This window comes from Prauserella sediminis (genome assembly GCF_014195435.1).
GTDB classification, from domain to species: domain Bacteria; phylum Actinomycetota; class Actinomycetes; order Mycobacteriales; family Pseudonocardiaceae; genus Prauserella; species Prauserella salsuginis.
The window spans coordinates 64,348-81,914 of sequence record NZ_JACIBS010000002.1; the positions used below are offsets into that span (position 1 = coordinate 64,348).

11 protein-coding genes are annotated in these 17,567 nt (G+C 71.0%); 5 read left to right on the top strand and 6 right to left on the bottom strand.

What is annotated here, in order from left to right; genetic code table 11:
* Positions 1-7: 7 nt before the first annotated feature.
* A complete protein-coding gene (locus FB384_RS18720) occupies positions 8-1,846 on the top strand; it encodes an AMP-dependent synthetase/ligase (protein ID WP_183785895.1) in 1,839 nt (612 codons plus the stop codon).
* 5 nt (positions 1,847-1,851) lie between these two features.
* Positions 1,852-2,961 carry an acyl-CoA dehydrogenase family protein gene (locus FB384_RS18725; protein WP_183786382.1) on the top strand — a complete coding sequence of 370 codons (1,110 nt, stop codon included), beginning with the start codon at positions 1,852-1,854 and terminating at the stop codon, positions 2,959-2,961.
* Between the two features lie 114 nt (positions 2,962-3,075).
* Here FB384_RS18725 and FB384_RS18730 read toward each other — a convergent pair whose 3' ends face one another.
* Complete coding sequence (locus FB384_RS18730) at positions 3,076-4,287, bottom strand: ROK family transcriptional regulator (protein WP_183785897.1); 1,212 nt, start codon at positions 4,285-4,287, stop codon at positions 3,076-3,078.
* A gap of 422 nt (positions 4,288-4,709) precedes the next feature.
* Here FB384_RS18730 and FB384_RS18735 point away from each other — a divergent pair, with 422 nt between their 5' ends.
* Entirely contained in the window at positions 4,710-5,717 is a 1,008-nt protein-coding gene (locus tag FB384_RS18735; protein WP_183785899.1) for a sulfite exporter TauE/SafE family protein, read from the top strand.
* Between the two features lie 82 nt (positions 5,718-5,799).
* Here FB384_RS18735 and FB384_RS18740 read toward each other — a convergent pair whose 3' ends face one another.
* The 4 genes from FB384_RS18740 to FB384_RS18755 form a co-directional block, all read right to left on the bottom strand.
* Positions 5,800-11,343, bottom strand: coding sequence for an ATP-binding protein (locus FB384_RS18740; protein ID WP_183786383.1), 5,544 nt, complete (start codon positions 11,341-11,343; stop codon positions 5,800-5,802).
* A 353-nt stretch (positions 11,344-11,696) separates the two neighbouring features.
* Positions 11,697-12,410, bottom strand: coding sequence for a GntR family transcriptional regulator (locus tag FB384_RS18745; RefSeq protein WP_258935842.1), 714 nt, complete (start codon positions 12,408-12,410; stop codon positions 11,697-11,699).
* A 9-nt stretch (positions 12,411-12,419) separates the two neighbouring features.
* Positions 12,420-12,932, bottom strand: coding sequence for an FmdB family zinc ribbon protein (locus FB384_RS18750; protein ID WP_183785901.1), 513 nt, complete (start codon positions 12,930-12,932; stop codon positions 12,420-12,422).
* A 33-nt stretch (positions 12,933-12,965) separates the two neighbouring features.
* The gene (locus FB384_RS18755; protein WP_183785903.1) at positions 12,966-13,787 is read right to left on the bottom strand and encodes an N-acyl homoserine lactonase family protein; all 822 of its coding nucleotides are present in this window, start codon (positions 13,785-13,787) and stop codon (positions 12,966-12,968) included.
* 647 nt (positions 13,788-14,434) lie between these two features.
* Between FB384_RS18755 and FB384_RS18760 the strand changes: the two genes are divergently transcribed.
* Positions 14,435-15,379, top strand: a complete 945-nt coding sequence (locus FB384_RS18760) for an FAS1-like dehydratase domain-containing protein (protein ID WP_183785905.1) — start codon at positions 14,435-14,437, stop codon at positions 15,377-15,379.
* Positions 15,380-15,431: 52 nt separating this feature from the next.
* Positions 15,432-16,637: an acyl-CoA dehydrogenase family protein gene (locus tag FB384_RS18765; RefSeq protein WP_258935846.1), complete on the top strand. Its 1,206-nt coding sequence runs from the start codon at positions 15,432-15,434 to the stop codon at positions 16,635-16,637.
* Positions 16,638-16,710: 73 nt separating this feature from the next.
* On the opposite strand, the gene FB384_RS18770 is transcribed toward FB384_RS18765, so the two are convergent.
* Complete coding sequence (locus FB384_RS18770; RefSeq protein ID WP_183785907.1) at positions 16,711-17,472, bottom strand: 3-hydroxyacyl-CoA dehydrogenase; 762 nt, start codon at positions 17,470-17,472, stop codon at positions 16,711-16,713.
* Positions 17,473-17,567: the final 95 nt, after the last annotated feature.

Genomic DNA, 17,567 nt, shown 5'->3' on the forward strand with positions numbered 1-17,567 from the left:
CCATCGCATGCTCACTGAATCCGACGTGCGCGCCAGCCTCGGCGACGCGACCGTCCCCTCGCTGGTTCGCCGCAACGCCGAGCGCTGCGGCGACAAGCCCGCCCTGTCCGGATCCGACGGCACCCACACGTGGGCCGACGTGCGCGAGCAGATCGCGGCCGTCGCCCACGGGCTGTCGGCCGCCGGGCTCGGCCGGGGCGATCGCATGCTCATCGACGTCACCAGCCGCCCCGAGCACTGGATCGTCGACTTCGCCGCGGTGCACCTCGGCGCGCTGCCGTGCACGACCTACGCCACGCTCTCGACCGAGCAGATTCGGCACGTGGCCACCCACAGTGCGGCCACGGTCGTCGTGCTGGAGGGAGCCGCACAGCTGCACCGGTGGCGGCCCGTGCTCGACGCTCTGCCGAATCTGCGGGCGGTCGTCGTCCTCGACGCCGCGGAGATCCCCGAGGGCGAATCCGTGTTCGTCTCCTACGACGAGCTCCGCCGCGGTGGAGCCGATCTGCACCGCCGCGATCCGGCCGCCGTCGAGCGGTGGGCCGACACTCCGCGGCAGTCCGATCCGGTGTGCATGATCTACACCTCCGGCACGACCGGCGCGCCGAAAGGCGTGGTGTTGAGCCATGAGAACGTGCTGTACCAGGCAGCGGCCCAGGAGCTGATCCGCCCGGTCGAGGACCACCCGCGCATGGTGGCCTACCTGCCACTGGCGCACGTGGCCAAACGCGTCCTGGGGATGTACCTGCTGCTGCTGTCGGCGGGCCACGCCACCGTGTGCCCGGATCAGGCGCAGCTGGTGCCGACACTGCAGAAGATCCGCCCGCACGGCTTCTTCGGGGTGCCGCGCGTGTGGGAGAAGATCGCGGCCGGCATCCAGGGCATCCTCGGCGGCCTGCCCGAGGACCAGCGCGCCGCGATCGAACGGGCCCGCGAGGTCGCCGCGACCGTGTACGGGATCCGCGCCGACGGCGGAGAGCCGGCGCCCGAGGTCGCCGACGCGTTCGACCGCGCCGACCGGGCGGTGCTCCGGCCGATGCGCGAACAGCTCGGGCTCGGCGAGGCCGAGCGCCTCGGCAGCGGCGCGGCCCCGATCCCGGCGTCGGTGCTGGAGTTTTTCGGCAGCCTCGGCATGACGATCATGGAGGTCTGGGGCCTGTCGGAGACGACCGGTGCGGCGACCTCGACCCTCCCCACGAGGTACCGCGCCGGCACCGTCGGCATGCCGATGCCGGGCATGGCGGCACGGATCGCCGAGGACGGCGAGGTCGAGGTGCGCGGACCACTGGTGTTCCTCGGCTACCTCGACGACGACGGCGGCATCCGCCGGGACACCGACGCCGACGGCTGGCTGGCGACCGGCGACATCGGCTCCTTCGACGAGGACGGCTTCCTCACCATCACCGACCGCAAGAAGGAGCTGATCATCACCTCCAGCGGCAAGAACGTCGCCCCGAGCAAAGCCGAAGGCCTGTTGCGCACCCATCCGCTGGTCGGCTGCGCCGCCGTCATCGGAGATCAGCGGCCGTACGTCACGGCGCTGCTGACCCTCGACGAGGAATCCGCCCCGGCGTGGGCGAAGGCGCGCGGCATCGACACGACCGATCTGGCCGAGCTCGCCGAGCACCCGGACGTGCTGGCCGCGCTCGCCGACGCCGTCGAGACGGCCAACGCCGAGCTGGCTCGGCCCGAACAGATCAAGAACCACCGCGTGCTGCTGCAGTCGTGGACACCGGAGAGCGGCGAGCTGACCCCGACGATGAAGCTCAAACGCCGGGTGATCAGCGACCGCTACGCCTCCGCCATCGCATCCCTGTACGCCGACGGAAAGGCGAGCACCTCGTGACACTCATGACCCTCACCCAGGAGCAGCAGGACTTCGTCGACGCCGTCACCGACTTCTGCCGCCGCGAGGTCAGCGACGACGTCGCTCGGCCGCACGACGACGGCCTCTACCGGAAGATGGCCGACCTCGGCTGGCTCGGCGTCACGACACCCGAGGAGTACGGGGGTGCGGGCCGCGGCATGCGGGACCTGTTACTGCTGCTGGAGACCAGCGCCTACGGCAAGGCCCCGACGGGCGGTTACGCGACGTCGGTGATCACCGCGGCGGCGTTCGAGAAGTTCGGCACGCCCGATCAGAAACGCACCGTGCTCGGCGACTTCGTGGCCGGCGACGTGCTGTCCATCTCGATGTCCGAACCCGGAGCGGGATCCGATGTCGGCGGGCTGATCTGCCGTGCCGAGAAGGTCGACGGCGGCTGGGTCGTGGACGGACAGAAGACGTGGTGCTCGAACGCGCACATCGCCAAGCACATCCTCCTGGTGGCCCGGACCTCGACCGCGGGCGGCAAGCACGAGGGGCTCACCATGTTCCTCGTGCCCGCCGATGCGGACGGGCTGGCGATCCGCGGCATCGAGACGATGGGCGGCCGTGAGGTCAACGACCTCTACTTCACCGACTGTCATCTTCCCGAGGACGCGGTCGTCGGGACCTGCGGCCGCGCGTGGCCGCAGCTGATGGCCGGGCTGAACATCGAGCGGATGATCCTTGCCGGGCTCATGCTCGGCACGGCGCGGCGGATCTTCGACGACACCGTCGCCTACGTGACCGAGCGGGAGCAGTTCGGCCGCCCGATCGGCTCGTTCCAGGCACTCAAGCACCGGATCGCCGACCTTGCCACCGACCTCGAGGCGACCCGCCTGCTGGTGCACGACGCCGCCGCGCGCATGGACGCCGCCCCGGGCGAGCTGTTCCCGCGCGAGGCCTCGATGGCCAAACTGAAGGCCACCGAGCTGGCCAAGACCATGGCCCTGGAGGGCATGCAGATGATGGGCGGCTACGGCTACGCCACCGAGTACGGTATGGAGGCGATGCTCCGCTCGACCGTCGTGTCCACCGTGTACGGCGGGACCAGCGAGATCCAGCGCGACATCATCGGCAAGACCTACGGGCTGTGACGGGTCGGCGGTGGTGGTGCGCCGGGCGGCACCACCACCGACCATCCCGCAGACACCGTCTTCCCGAGACGCCGCTGCCCGGCAGACACCGTCTCCGGCACACGTCCGGTCCGCTCACGCGTCCCGGCGCTCGCTCGGCGCCCCGGCGCCGAGCAGCGACAGCGGGTGGTCGTAGAGCTGGGTGAGCAGACCCGTGCACGCCGCCATCGCCTGCACGTTCCGCCCGAACCGGGTCACGGTGATCAGGTCCGTGCCCGGCAACGTCGTGGCGGCGGCGAACTCCTCCCGCACCGTGTCGAGGTACGCGGGCGCCTCGGTGATCGCCTGCCCGCCGAGGACGACGAGTTCCGGGTTGACCAGGTCCCGCGTCATGGCGATCGCCCTGCCGAGGGCGCGGGCGCGTTGAGTGAGCAACTCACGTGCCCGCGGGTCCCGGTCGGCCGCGGCGACGAGGTCGCCCAGTTCCGAGCCCGTGATGATCCCGGCGCTCCGGGCGCGTTCGACCACTGCCCGTTCCGCGACCGTCGCCTCGAGGCAGCCCGTGCGCCCGCACTCGCACCGCACGTCGGTGCCGACCGGCAGGTGGGCGATGCTGCCGGACTGGCCCGGACCGCGATGCAGCACCCCGTCGACGGCGATCGCCACGCCGGCCATCTCCCGCGCGTAGAAGTACAGCGAGCTGGCCGCGCGGCCGGACACCCCGAACAGCAGTTCCGCGGTCGCCATCGCGGGCACGTGCCCGTCCAGGTGCACCGGCAGCCCGGTCACCTGTTCCAGCACCGCGCGCGCAGGCACGCCGCGCCAGCCCAACGGGCCGTGGTCGAGCAGCCCGCGCTCGGCGTCGACCTGTCCGCCGATGGCCAGTCCGATCCCGATGATGCGCCGCTGCGGCCATTCGGCCAGGAAGGTGCTCACCTCGTCGCCGATGGCCCGCAGCACCTCGGTCGCCGAGCCCTGCGGGGTCGGGATGCGCTCGCTACCCAGCAACGTGCCGGAGAGGTTGGTCAGGCCGTAGGTCGTGGTCACGATGCCGATGTGGACGCCGCACGCGGCGATGACGTCGTCGTCGAGCCGCACCGGCACCGTCGGCCTCCCGATCCCGCCGCCGGTCGCCATCTCGGGTGCTTCCCGCAACAACGCCAGGTCGGTCAGCGCGGTCACCTGCCTGCTGACCGTGGGCATGCTCAGCCCGGTCAGCCGTGCGATCTCCGCGCGCGACAACGGACCGTCCGTACGCGCCGCGGCCAGCACCGCGGCCGCGTTCGACTCCCTCACCCCGCCCGCGCCGGGGACGTCCCGGACCGACTCCGGTAGTCGCCTGCCCACTCGTTACCTCGCTTTCGTCTCGGTCGAAACCCTACGTGCTCACCGGCCATCCCACCGGATTTCCCACACCTCGAAACCGACGGGGTATTAATTTCTCGATGTTGCAGAATTTCTTTTCACCAAGTTAGAAAAACCGTGTCACCCGTCACGTTCCACAGTTTCCCGAAACAGTGGACCGCGGGATGATCGTCGTGCCAGCATCGAACACAGCGGCAGGCATGACTGTCTTCGCCTGCGACCACACGCGCCTTCGATCGGACTCCACCATCGTCCGAACGGAGCCGCGGGTGACGTGGTGAGCAGCAAAAATGCGCCCACCACGGACGGGAAAAGGGTCTCGCCGCATTACTGAACACGCTCGACACCGGCAATTCCGACAACCTGTGAAATTGCCGGACACCTTTCGATTCACCGGGGGCGGCATGCACACACTTCTCCTGTTCGGACTGGCCGGATTCCTGGCCCAGCTGGTCGACGGCTCGCTCGGCATGGCCTTCGGTGTCACCGCCACGACGACGCTGTTGGTGGCCGGCACCACGCCGGCCGTCGCCTCCGCGGCCGTGCACCTTGCCGAGGTCGGTACGACGCTGGCGTCCGGCCTGTCCCACTGGAAGATGCGCAACGTCGACTGGCGCGTCGTCGCAACGCTGGCCCTGCCGGGAGCCGTCGGAGCAGTGCTCGGCGCCTACGTGCTCACGTCGCTTGCCACGTCGTCGGCCGAGTTGTGGATCACGACGATCCTGCTACTGCTCGGCCTCTACGTGCTGATCCGGTTCGCGTTCCTCGAGCTGGGCTCGCTGATCACCGCGAAACGGCCCGGTGCGCGGTTCCTCGCCCCGCTGGGCGTCGTCGCCGGGTTCGTCGACGCCAGCGGTGGAGGCGGCTGGGGCCCGGTCGCGACCACGACCCTGCTGTCGTCCGGCAGGCTCGAACCGCGCAAGGTCGTCGGCTCGGTGGACACCTCCGAGTTCATCGTGGCGATCGCCGCGAGCGTGGGCTTCCTGTTCGCGCTGTCGCACACCGACGGCATGAACTACACGGTCGTCGCGGGGCTGATGATCGGCGGCATGATCGCCGCGCCGTTCGCTGCATGGCTGGTGCGCAAGCTGCCACCGCGGATCCTCGGAGCGGCGGCCGGTGGGCTCATCGTGTTCACCAACTCGCGCTCCCTGCTGAACGCGCTCGACGCTTCGACGACGGTCACCGTGGCCGTACTGGCGGGCATCGGCGTGCTGTGGGCCACCGGCCTCACCGCGGCGATCCGCTCCATCCGGGCCGAGCGGCGCCTGAACGTCCTGGCCGGCGAGACCGATCCGGACCCCGGCAACACGGCCACCGTCGCCGGTGAGGTCACCACGCACGACGTCGCCGACGTCGCCGACGATGACGCCGTGTCCGCCACCCGAAACCGGCCGGCCGAACACACCTGACGGCCGAGAACCACGTGGGCGGGGCCGGGGATCGCTCCCCCGCCCCGCCCACGTGCGTGCCAGTTCGCCTCGGACCCGGTCGTCAGGACCGTTCGATCGCCTCGATGATCGCCGGGCGCAGCTGCTCGGGCCGGATGACCGCGTCGACCGAGCCGACCTCGACGGCGCGGGCGATGCTGTGGATGCCGTCGAACTCCGCGGCCACCTCGCCGAGCTTGTCGGCGCGCACCTCGGCGCGCACCTCGGCCAGCGTGGCGGCCGCCGCAGCACGGTCACCGCCCTCCGCCGCGGCCGCGGCCCGCTGCGCCTCCTGCACGCGCGGATCCGCCGCCGTGCGCGCGTCGACATCCGCGGAGAACACCACCGCGGCGGCGGGCGCACCGCCGAGCACCGAGGCATACGAACCGTCGACGGCCAGCACCGTCATGTTCGGGTTGAGCGCCTTGGAGAACACCACGAACGCGCCCCCGTGGTAGCGCGAGATCACGCAGAACACGATCGGCCCGTCGAAGTTCACGATCGCCCTGCCGATCTCGGCGCCGTACTCCAGCTGGAGCTTGCGCATCGACTCGGGGCTGCCGTCGAACCCGGACAGGTTGGCCAGCACCACGAGCGGCCGATTACCGCTCGTCGCGTTGATCGCGCGCGCGGCCTTCTTCGACGACCGCGGGAACAGCGTGCCCGCGGTGTAGGTGTCCGGACCGTCCGTCGGCGGGAACCCGCGGCGCGGCACCGGTCGCGATTCGATGCCCAGCAGGCACACCGGGCGCCCGCCCAGGTGCACGTCCTGCACGACGGCGGTGTCCGCATCGGCCATGCCCGCCCAGCGTTCCAGCACCGGGTGGTCCTGATCGGACAGTGCGCGCATCACGGTGCGGATGTCGAACGGCTTCTTCCGGTCCGGGTTGGACTCGGCGGAGAAGATCTCCCCGACAGTGCTGAAGTCGCTGCCAGCCACGTGGTGCGGGAACCCGGAGACGTCGCGGTCGGCAGGGTCGACCGTGCCCGCCACCCGCGGCGCGGACTCCCCCGCCGCCACGTACGTGTGGTCGTAGTGCCGCATCAGCACGTCCCGCGCCCCGGCCAGATCGGAGGCCCAGTACTGCGCCTGCCCGTTCGGCCCCATCACCCGGTCGTAACCGCCGATGCCGAAGTTGTCCTCCGCCGAGACGCCGCCGGAGAAGTCCAGCGACTGCTTACCGGTGAGCACCATGGCCGAATCCGGCGTCATCACCAGGATGCCCTTGGTGTGCATCAGCATCGTGGCCTCGGCGTTCCAGTACGGCTGGGCGCCGACGTTGATGCCGGCGACCACGATGTTGATCTCACCGCCGGCCTGGGTGAACTCCACGATGCGCTTCAGCGCGGCCGCGACCCAGTCCATGTTCTCGGTACCCGAGTCCATCGCGATGCGGGCACCCGCCGACAGGGCGAACCATTCGACCGGCACCTGCATCCGGTCGGCCAGGTCCAACGCGGCGATCACACGCGCGCACTCCGGTTCCGACAGTGATCCCAACGACTTCGTGGGGTCACCCAGCAGCACGACCCGGGTGACACCGTCGGGATGCAACGCCGTCGGGGTGGACACGACACCCGCGACGATGCCGGTCGTGTTGCCACCCTTCGGCCGATCGACGGGGACGAGCGCACCGGCCTCGTCGAGGTCGTGCTCGGTGAACGTCCCGTCGCTGCCGGCGAGCATCGCGGTGAGTTCGTACGGGTACACCGCACCGCGGCGCCGCGCCCGCAGCACCTTCTGACCGTAGTCGTCGAGCGGACGGATGTCCTCGGACGGCGGTTCGACGACCTCGACCTTCACACCGGAGCCGACGTCGTAGCTGATGCGCACGGCGGTGTCGCGCAGCTCGCCGTGCTCCTCGTCCGACCGGCGGCCGATCAGAAGCACCTCTTCCAGGCCCGCGCCCGCCGTGGTGGGCAGCACGCGCCGCGCGATGGCGTCGACCTCGTCGAGCGTCAGCCGGTTGGGCGGCCAGACGTACAACAGCACCCGGTTCGTGTCGAGCCGCTTCTTGGCCGGACGCCCCGCCTGCTGCTGCCGGATCGCCGCCACGCACGCGTCGAGCGTGTCCTCGACGTCCGGCAACGCCAGGATCCGGCCGGTGTCCTCGTCCTTCAACGGCGTCAGGTCGCGCACCTGCGCCATCGCCACGAGGCGCTCGTCGGCCTCGTTGCCCGTCGCCACGGCGCGGTAGAGGTAGACCTCCTCGTCGTCCGACGGCAACCGGGTCAGGTCGAAGTTGCGCCACCGGGGCAGCTGCAGCCGCTGCGCGATCATCGGGTGCAACCCGCGGATGACCCGGTCCTCGGCCAGCCCATCGGCCGTGGCCGTGAACGTGAAGTGGTGGTGCATGGCCGCTCCGGTGCGGCCGGCGACGCTGGCCGTGACCCGCACCGTACGGTCCGGCAGCGGAGCCGCCGCGAGTTCGTTCCGGAGGCGCTCGGCCATCGCGTCGGCGTCGCCGGGCTGGTCGGGCCAGGTCACGTAGACGTCGGCCACCACGTCGGCAGGTCCGCCGTCGCCCGGTTCGCCGTCGGCCTGTTCGCCGTCGGCCAGTGCGGCCACGACGCCGAGCGCGTCGCCGAACCGGGCCATGTCGGTCGCGGTGCTGACGAGCCGGTACCTCGCCGGATCGGAACCGCCTGGCCGGTATTCGCCGGTGACGCAGTCGAATCCGGAGCTGCGGCCCGTGTCGATCCCGTGCAGTCGGCGGGAACCGTAGTAACGCCGGGCCAGCACCTCGAGCATCGGCCGCTGATCGGTGCCGGGACGCACCATGCGCTGGGCGAGCACCCGGACCAGCGGTTCCGGGGTCGCGACCATGGCGGCGATCCGCTCGTCGCGGTCGGGCGCGTCCGGATGGGCGTCGAGGTGCCGCAGGTGGCGGCGCACGGCGGTGTAGCTCTCGGCCCGGTTACGCCGGTACATCGGCTGGCCGAACCACCGGAACACCAGACTCCTCGCCAGGTCCGTGACCACCGGGAACCGCAACTGGGTCGCGACGACGAGGTGCTCCAGTGCCTCCCCGACCGTCAGCCGCACGGCCTCCGGCGGAGCCGGTTCGGTCAGCCACTGCTGCAGCACCGCCGTCACGACGGCCGCATCGGCCGTGCCGCGCTGCTGTGCAAGGAAGATACGGAAAACCGCCTCTTCGAGCTGCGGGGTGCGGTCGAGCTCGGTGACGCCGTAGTGCCCGAGCACGCGGGTCAGCTTGGCCAGGAACCCCTCGGACAATCCGGCACGCTCGGTGTCGAGGCTCTGCAGGTAGGTGTGGAAGTACTCGCGTGCACTGTGGACGCTGGCCCCGGCGTCCTGATCGGCCTGCCCGCCGACGACCGGCCGATTGCGCGTCAGCTCGCACAGGTCGGCGAACACCCGCAGCAGACCGGCCTCCCCGGACAGCGGGCGGGTGCCGTCGTCGGCCAGCTGCGCCCGGGCCTTGGAGTACCCGACCGGGGCGCCGGCGTCCTCGTCCGGTCCGATGTCGAAGCCCAACAACCGCCAGTGCAGCCGGTCCAGACCACGACCGACCTGATCGGCCGCCGAGCCTTCCGGGGGCGCGACAGGCAGCTCCAGATCCACGCGCTGTGCCACGTCGGCGGTCTCGGCGGTCTCGGCGGCGTCCTCGTCGGCCACCGGTTCGAGCCGCAGCAGCGGCGCGCCCGCCTCGACCTGGCTGCCCACCGATACCGGGCGCTGCACCAGCCTGCCGCGGAACGGTGCTCGCAGCACCGTCTCCATCTTCATGCTCTCCAGCACGAGCACGGGTGCGCCCGCCTCGACCTCGTCGCCCGGTTCGATCGGCGTCGCCACCACGAGCGCCGGAGCCGGTGAGCGCAGCACGCCGCCCTCGTCCCGGCTGACCCGGTGGGTCACGCCGTCAACCTCGACCAGGTGGACCGGTCCGTGCGTGCCGGTCACGAGGCGGTACCGGTGGCCGTGCACCGTGACCTGGCCGCTCCGGTCGTCGAACCGTTCCAGCGTGGCGTCGAACGCCGGTGCCGTCCCCGCGCCGTCGATCTCGACCCGGAACCGCCGTGGCCCGGTCCGCGCGACGGTCACGCGATAGCCCGCACCGCGCAGCTTCAGGTCGATCGCCGTGGCACCGTCGTGCCGCACCTGGGGCCGCCCGCCGTGGGCCGTGGCCAGCAGGCGCTGCCGTTCCGCCTGCTCACCCTCCTCGTAGGCCTCGATCGCCGCCGCCGCGAGCGCGACCCCGGAGTGGCGGTGCGAGGCCAGCCTGCCCTCCGCGCGCACCCGGTCGATCCAGCCGGTGTCGGCGCTGCCGTCGATCACCTCGGGTGCGTCCAGCAGGTCGAGCAGGAAGCTCTTGTTGGTGGCACCGCCGTCGATGAGCACGGTCGTGTCCCGCACCGCGCGGCGCAGCCGGGCGAGCGCCTCGTCCCGGGTGCGGCCATAGGTGATGATCTTCGCGATCATCGAGTCGAAGTCCGCCGGGATGTCGTCGCCGGCGCCCACCCCGGTGTCGACCCGGACCCCGGGACCACTCGGCAGGTTCAGCAGCGAGATGTGCCCGGGGGCCGGTGCGAAGTCGCGGTCCGGGTCTTCGGCGTTGAGCCGCGCCTCGACGGCGTGACCGAGCTCGTGCGGCTGCGGACCGGTCAGTGCACCGCCTTCGGCCACGTGCAGCTGCGCCTTGACCAGGTCGAATGACGTCGTCGCCTCGGTGATGGGGTGTTCGACCTGCAGGCGGGTGTTCACCTCGAGGAACGCCAGCAGTCGCTCACCCGGGTGGTACAGAAACTCGACGGTCGCCGCACCGCGGTATCCGACGGCGAGCGCGAGCCGTTCGGCCGAGGCCTTGAGCTCGGCCACCTGCTCGGCCTCGAGCCGCACCGACGCCGACTCCTCGATCACCTTCTGGTTGCGGCGCTGCACCGAGCAGTCACGCACGCCGAGGGCCCAGGCCGTGCCCTGGCCGTCGGCGATCACCTGCACCTCGACGTGCCGCGCGCCGGTGACGAGTCGTTCCAGGAACACCACGCCGCTGCCGAACGCACGCTCAGCCTCGGCACTGGTCCGTTCGTAGGCTTCCGCCAGATCATCAGCGGTCTCGACCACGCGGATGCCGCGGCCGCCACCGCCCGCGGTCGCCTTCAGCATCAGCGGGTAGCCGATGCCGCCCGCGGCCTCGAGCGCACCGTCGAGACCGTCGACCGGACCTCGGCTCCACGGCGCGACGGGCACGCCGACCTCCTCGGCGATCAGCTTGGCGCCGATCTTGTCGCCGAGCCTGCGCATCGCCTCCGGGGACGGGCCGACGAAGGCCACGCCGAGCCGTTCGCACAGTTGCGCGAACGCCGGATCCTCGGCGACGAATCCCCATCCGACCCACGCCGCGTCCGCTCCCGACCCGGTCAGGGCGCGCTCCAGCACCGCCATGTCCAGGTACGGCCGGTCGGCGGCGTTGCCCAGCTCCCAGGCGTGATCCGCTTCGCGCACGAACGTGGCGCCGCGGTCGACGTCGGTGTGGAAGGCGATCGTCTCGCGACGACCCCCGTCCTCGGCGTTGAGTTCGCGCACGGCACGGATGAGCCGCATCGCGGCCTCACCTCTGTTGACGATGGCGATGCGGGTGAACAACCTGGGCAAACCTCACAACCTGCTGTCACGCCCCGGGCGGTGACTCCGGGCTCTCGCGTTCGGGTTTCTTCGCGTTCGGACGTCGGTGTCCGCGACACGCGTGCGGACACAGGCGAACCGGGTCCCGGCACACGTCCGTCCGCGCTTCCCCAGCTTCCCCGCACGGGCGCCGGCTCCGGAATGATCGCAGCCGCCACGTCGCACCGGGGCGGTTTGTAGAAATCCACCAAAAATCGACGCGGTGGGACGCGGACGGGCCACGAGCCGCCGACCTCGCGCCGACGGCCGGACCGCACCCCTCCGCGCCACGACGGCGTCGGCAGGGCCCGGCCGCGCGCAGGGCCTGGTGCGGGTCAGGCCAGGATGCCGTGCTTGGTGAGGTGAGCGACGAGCAGTTCACCGATGTGTTCGATGTGCCCGACCATCGTGCGGCGCGCGGCCTCCGGGTCCCGGGCGCGCAACGCCGCCAGGATCTCCGCGTGATCGTGGGCCGACGCCGACGGCCAGCCTTCAATCGTGCCGAAGAAGCGCAGCGGCACGTAGTTGACGGTCAGGTTCAGCAGTGAGGCCATCCGGGCCGAGCCCGAGGCCTTGTTGACCGTCCGGTGGATCTCGTGGTTGAGACTGTCGACCAGGTCGGTCTCGCCCGCCCGCTCGGCATCGGCCAGCTCGTCCTGGACCGAGCACAGGCGGGCGATCTCGGCCTCGTCGAGGTGTTCGGCCGCGCGCGCCGCAAGCTCACCCGCGATGTAGGCCTGCACCTGGAACAGGTCGCGTACGTCGCCGCCGGTGAGAGCCACGACGCGATAACCGCGCCGCGGCTCCCACCGCACCGAGCCTTCGCTGTGCAGAATCATGAGCGCCTCGCGCACGGGCGTCTGACTGACGCCGAGCTGTGCCGCGAGGTGCTCGGTGCGGACGAACTCCCCCGGCGGGAACTCGCCCACCATGATGCCCTCGCGCACGTATGCGGCGACGCGCTCGCTCAGCTGCTGCTTGTCACCGAACGGGCCGCGCCGAGCGGGCACCGCCCGGCCGCGGAGCGCCTCTTCTGCGTTGTCGGTCACCGTTCGATTCTAGGCGCGACCGTGATCACCTCCCGTGGCGCCGGAGCCGCCGGAGGCCGCCTCGCCGGAGGAGCCACCGGTGGACGCCCCGTCACCGGGGCCGCCGACACGACGGGAGCGCGCCGCGTCGGCGGCCGCCGCGCTCGCGTCGCCGGAGGCCGACGCACGCTGCGCCAGTTCGCGGTACGTCAGCGGCGCCCGCTCGAACCGGCCCTCGTGGGCGGCGACCGCGTCGCGGCGGGTCGACAGTTCCGGGTACTTCTCGGCCAGTCGTTCGCGGTGTTCGAGGTTCCGCCGCCACTGGGCGACGTACTCGCGGTCACCGCGCCCGGTGCCCTCCCACGAGGTCGGGGCCCGGTCCGGCCCCACCGGCGGCCGGGCGCCGCCGGCGAGCGAGACCGCGGACGGCAGTCTCGCCGTGGTGGCGCCACAGGCCGGGCAGTCCGGGTCGGGGCTGCGCCAACTGGGTTGGAGCTTCTCGAACCGTGCCCCGCATGCACAGCGGTAGTCGAACAGCGGCATCGTCACCACCTCCTTCGCGTGCTCCGCAGCGGTTCACGTGTAGTAGTTGCCCGGTCCGGTCCTGAGTTCGGCCATCTGGTCGGCGGCGTGCCCGAAGACGATGGTCGCGCCGGTCTTCTCCTCGACGGAACGGATCTTCTCGACCGAGGCGAACCAGGCGACGGTGTCGTAGACGATGCCGGCCGCGATCGGGGGCGGGCCGTAGCTCTCCCGCAGGTACAGCGAGTCGGACGTGAACAGCATCGTTCCGGAGTCGGCGAGGTCGACCTGCAGCGACAACGTGCCCCACGTGTGGCCGGGGGTCCGCAACAGCGTCACGCCCGGCAACAGCTGGGTGTCCTCGGTGATCGTGTCCAGTTCGAGACCGTCGTAGTCGGACTTGATGTGGGCGCCCTTGTTGTAGCCGTCGAAGCCCAGCGCGCCCTGCTTCTCGGCCTCGTCGACGACGATCCTCGTTCCGGTGTCCTGCCACAGCTTCGCGTTGGCCGCGTGGTCCATGTGCAGGTGCGACAGCAGCAGGTAGTCGATGTCGCCGGGTTCGAGGTTCAGCTGGCCGAGCCGCGAGTCCAGCCACGTGTCGTCGGTGACCTCGTCGACCGGGAAGAACTGGTCCAGCCCGGTCGGGCCCCAGCGCTGTTCCCAGTCGCGCGGGACACCGGCGTCCCACAGGAGTTTCGTGCCGTCGGGGTGTTCGATGTAGACCACGTGGGTCGGCACCGGCACCCAATCGCGCTGTTTTCCGGGGTTGCCGCGCGTCGCCATCCGCTGCGGGTCGATGAGCAGCCACGTCAGGTCGGCGTGCATCGTGCCCGTCGGCAGGATGGTCACCTTGATCTTGTCGGCGTCCGTCGCCATCGCTTCCTCCACTGGATATGCGGGTCACCCGCACCCGGAGCCTCGCCCGGTGCAGGCCGGGCCGCCGGGAGCAGACACGTCGTCGGGTCGTGCTCGGGTCAGGGAGTCCGTTGACGCCGCGGGTCACCCGCGGCCGCCTCGCATGCGCCGCCCACCTCCTCCGTTCCGCCGTCACCGGGCCGCCGTCACCGGGCGACACCGCCGGGATGCCGCCGCTCGTGTCATTGCTCTTTCCTCGGTACGCCGGACGCGGCCGGAAGGGAATCGGTGACCCACCATCCGACGAATCGTCGAGCCGCTGCGCGCGCCGCACGCGGGCCGGCACACCCGAACCCGGTGACGGCCCACGTGCCGAGGTGGAGCTGCGCCGTGCACCCGTCACCGCCCCCGACCGGAGCAGTCCGTCGGCAACAACCCCGAGATGGGAGTGATGTGAACCACAACTATGGATCCTGTTGCCGGATTCTATAGAATCCAGTCATCATGAGAGCACCGTGCGACCACGGCACGCACGGCCGCACGCCTGCCCCGCCACCCTGCTCGCCGAGAACGCATCCGGCTTGCACCGCGGCGACAGGTCCGCCCCGCCCACCGGCACCCGCCGGCATCCGACCTCCACGAGCGTCGGCACGACCATCAGGAGCGACATGGATCCGAACGGCACCGGGAAGCCGCACCGTGCCACCGCACCGGACGGCGCCACGGACACGGCGGCGTTGAGCGGCGTTCCGGACCTGCGAGAGCACCTCGACGGCTGGAACCCGCCGCCGGTCCGGGACTCCGGCGTCGTCGCGCCGGAACCGGTGGCAGCACTGTCGGCGTTGTTCGACCGCCCACCAGCCGCGACACCCGGCGACCCTCTCCCACCGCTGTGGCACTGGCTCCATCTGCTCGACTGGCCCGAACAACACCGCCTCGGACCCGACGGGCATCCGCTCACCGGGCCGTTCCTGCCGCCGATCCCGGACCGCAGGCGCATGTTCGCGGGCGGGCGGGTGCACTGTCCGGCTCCACTCGTCGTCGGCACGACGGTCGAACGGACGTCCTCGATGACCGCATGCACCGTCAAGGACGGCCGCAACGGCCAGCTCGCGTTCGTGACCGTCCGGAGCGACTGGTACCAGAACGGCGAACTGCGCGTCACGGACGAACTGGACTATGTCTACCGCTCCGGTGACGAGGGCCCACGCGTCTTCGACGTCCCGACCGATCCCCCACCGGACGCCGATACCGATACCCGCGTGCCGTGGCGCCTCACCCCGGACACCTCTCCGGTGGCGCTGTTCCGGTTCAGCGCGTTGACGGCCAACGCGCACCGCATCCACTACGACGCGCCCTACGCCCGGGACGTCGAAGGGTATCCGGGGCTGGTCGTCCACGGCCCGCTCCTCGTGCTGCTGATGTTGGAGGCCGTGGGCCGTGCCGACTCCCGGCCGGTGGCCGAGGTGCGGTTCCGGCTGCGGCGCCCGGTGTTCAGCGGCATGCCGGTCCTCGTCCGCGGTGGCCCGGACGAGGCGGGAGGGGCGGCCATGGCGGTCGCGAGCGCCGCCGACGACCGCCACGCGACCGCGGACGTGCGGTTCCGCAGCTGACCGGCACCCGCCGGATACGACAACGAACGACTCTTCGGACAGGGAGCCAGCAGTGACGACCGAAACGGATCTGGACGAGGCCGAACAGGCCATCGTGGACACCGTGCGTGATTTCGTCGACCGAGACGTACGCCCGGTGGTGCGGCAACTGGAACACGACAACACCTATCCCGAGAAACTCATCGAGCAGATGAAACGACTCGGGATCTTCGGGCTGGCCGTACCGGAGCCCTACGGCGAGGTGCGGGTCTCGGCATCGTGCTATGCGCTCGTGACCGAGGAACTCGCCCGTGGGTGGATGAGCCTCGCCGGCGCGATGGGCGGGCACACCGTCGTCGCCAAGCTGCTGTCGGACTACGGCACCGAGGAACAGAAGCGACGGTATCTGCCGCGGATGGCGACCGGCGAGCTGCGCGCCACCATGGCACTCACCGAGCCCGGCGGTGGTTCGGACCTGCAGGCGATGCGCACCGTCGCCACGCGCACCGACGGCAGCGGGGACACCCCCGCCAGTGGGGGCGTAGCCGGCGAGGGAGGCTACGTACTCAACGGTGCGAAGACCTGGATCAGCAACGCCCGCCGCGCCGGGCTGGTGGCCGTGCTGTGCAAGACCGACCCTGCGGCCGAGCCGGCGCACCGCGGCATCAGCGTGCTGCTGGTGGAGAAGGAGGTACCGGGCTTCTCGGTGTCCCGTGATCTGCCCAAACTCGGATACAAGGGCGTCGAGAGTTGTGAGCTGTCGTTCGACGACTGCCGCGTACCCGGCGACGCCCTGCTCGGCGGTGTCGAAGGCAAGGGCTTCGGACAGATGATGCGCGGGCTCGAGATCGGCCGCATCCAGGTCGCCGCCAGGGCCACCGGGGTCGCGCGCGCGGCGTTCGACGACGCGCTCCGCTATGCCCAGGAACGTGAGTCGTTCGGCGTTCCCATCTGGCAGCACCAGTCGGTCGGCAACCACTTGGCGGAGATGGGCACCAAGCTCACCGCGGCCCGGCAGCTGCTGCTGCACGCGGCGCGGCGCTACGACTCGGGGCAGCGTGCCGACATGGAAGCCGGCATGGCGAAACTGTTCTGCTCCGAGACGGCGATGGAGATCGCCCTGAACGCGGTGCGGGTGCACGGCGGATACGGCTATTCGACCGAGTTCGACGTCGAACGCTATTTCCGGGACGCACCGCTGATGATCGTCGGTGAGGGCACGAACGAGATCCAGCGGAACGTGATCGTCTCCCAGCTGGTGGCCCGCGACGGGCTCTGACCGCCCGCAGGCCCGCATCCGTGCCGGCACCCGGTGCGTCCCGGCGCCGGCACGGATCGCGCGGTCGGCGCCGTCAGCGCGGCGCCATGCGGATGGCGCCGTCGAGCCGGATCGTCTCCCCGTTGAGCATCGGGTTCTCCACGATGTGCCGCGCCAGCGAGCCGTACTCGGCCGGGGCACCCAGCCGCGACGGGTGCGGCACCTGCTCCCCGAGCGACTTGACGGCGTCCTCGGGCAGGCCCGCGAAAAGCGGGGTCTCGAACAGGCCCGGCGCGATCGTCACCACGCGGATCTTCAGGTTCGCCAGGTCGCGGGCGATCGGCAGGGTCATGCCGACGATGCCGCCCTTCGACGCCGAGTACGCGGCCTGCCCGATCTGGCCGTCGTAGGCCGCGACCGACGCGGTGTTGATGATGACTCCGCGTTCCTCACCGGACTCCTCGGTCTGCGACATGCGCTCGGCGGCGAGCCGGATGACGTTGAACGTGCCGATGAGGTTGATGTTCACGACCTTGGTGAAGTCGGCGAGCGGGAACGCGCCCTTCTTCGACACGGTCTTGACCGCGTTGCCGATCCCCGCGCAGTTGACCGTGATCCGCAGCGGGCCGAGCTTCGCTGCGGCGTCGACGGCGGCCGCGACGTCGTCCTCCTTCGTGACGTCCCCCGGCGCGAACACGACGTTCTCGCCCAGCTGCTCGGCGACCGCCTCGCCGTCCGACGACGGCAGGTCGAGGATCACGATCTTCGCGCCCTGCCCGTGCAGTTCCCGCACCGTGGCGAGCCCGAGACCGGACGCTCCGCCGGTGACCAGCGCGACCGAACCTGCGATGTCCATACGTTCCTCTCTTCCGATGTACGACGATGTACAGACCTGTGCCCGGGCGGTGGGCTCATCGGCGGCCGGCCGAGACGCCGGGCCGGGACTCGGTG

What these genes read in the sequence shown, in the direction of transcription:
- FB384_RS18720 (WP_183785895.1), top strand. Translation starts at nt 8, where the DNA reads ATGCTCACTGAATCCGACGTGCGCGCCAGCCTCGGCGACGCGACCGTC.
- FB384_RS18725 (WP_183786382.1), top strand. Translation starts at nt 1,852, where the DNA reads ATGACCCTCACCCAGGAGCAGCAGGACTTCGTCGACGCCGTCACCGAC.
- FB384_RS18735 (WP_183785899.1), top strand. Translation starts at nt 4,710, where the DNA reads ATGCACACACTTCTCCTGTTCGGACTGGCCGGATTCCTGGCCCAGCTG.
- FB384_RS18750 (WP_183785901.1), bottom strand. Translation starts at nt 12,932, where the DNA reads ATGCCGCTGTTCGACTACCGCTGTGCATGCGGGGCACGGTTCGAGAAG.
- FB384_RS18755 (WP_183785903.1), bottom strand. Translation starts at nt 13,787, where the DNA reads ATGGCGACGGACGCCGACAAGATCAAGGTGACCATCCTGCCGACGGGC.
- FB384_RS18760 (WP_183785905.1), top strand. Translation starts at nt 14,435, where the DNA reads ATGGATCCGAACGGCACCGGGAAGCCGCACCGTGCCACCGCACCGGAC.
- FB384_RS18770 (WP_183785907.1), bottom strand. Translation starts at nt 17,472, where the DNA reads ATGGACATCGCAGGTTCGGTCGCGCTGGTCACCGGCGGAGCGTCCGGT.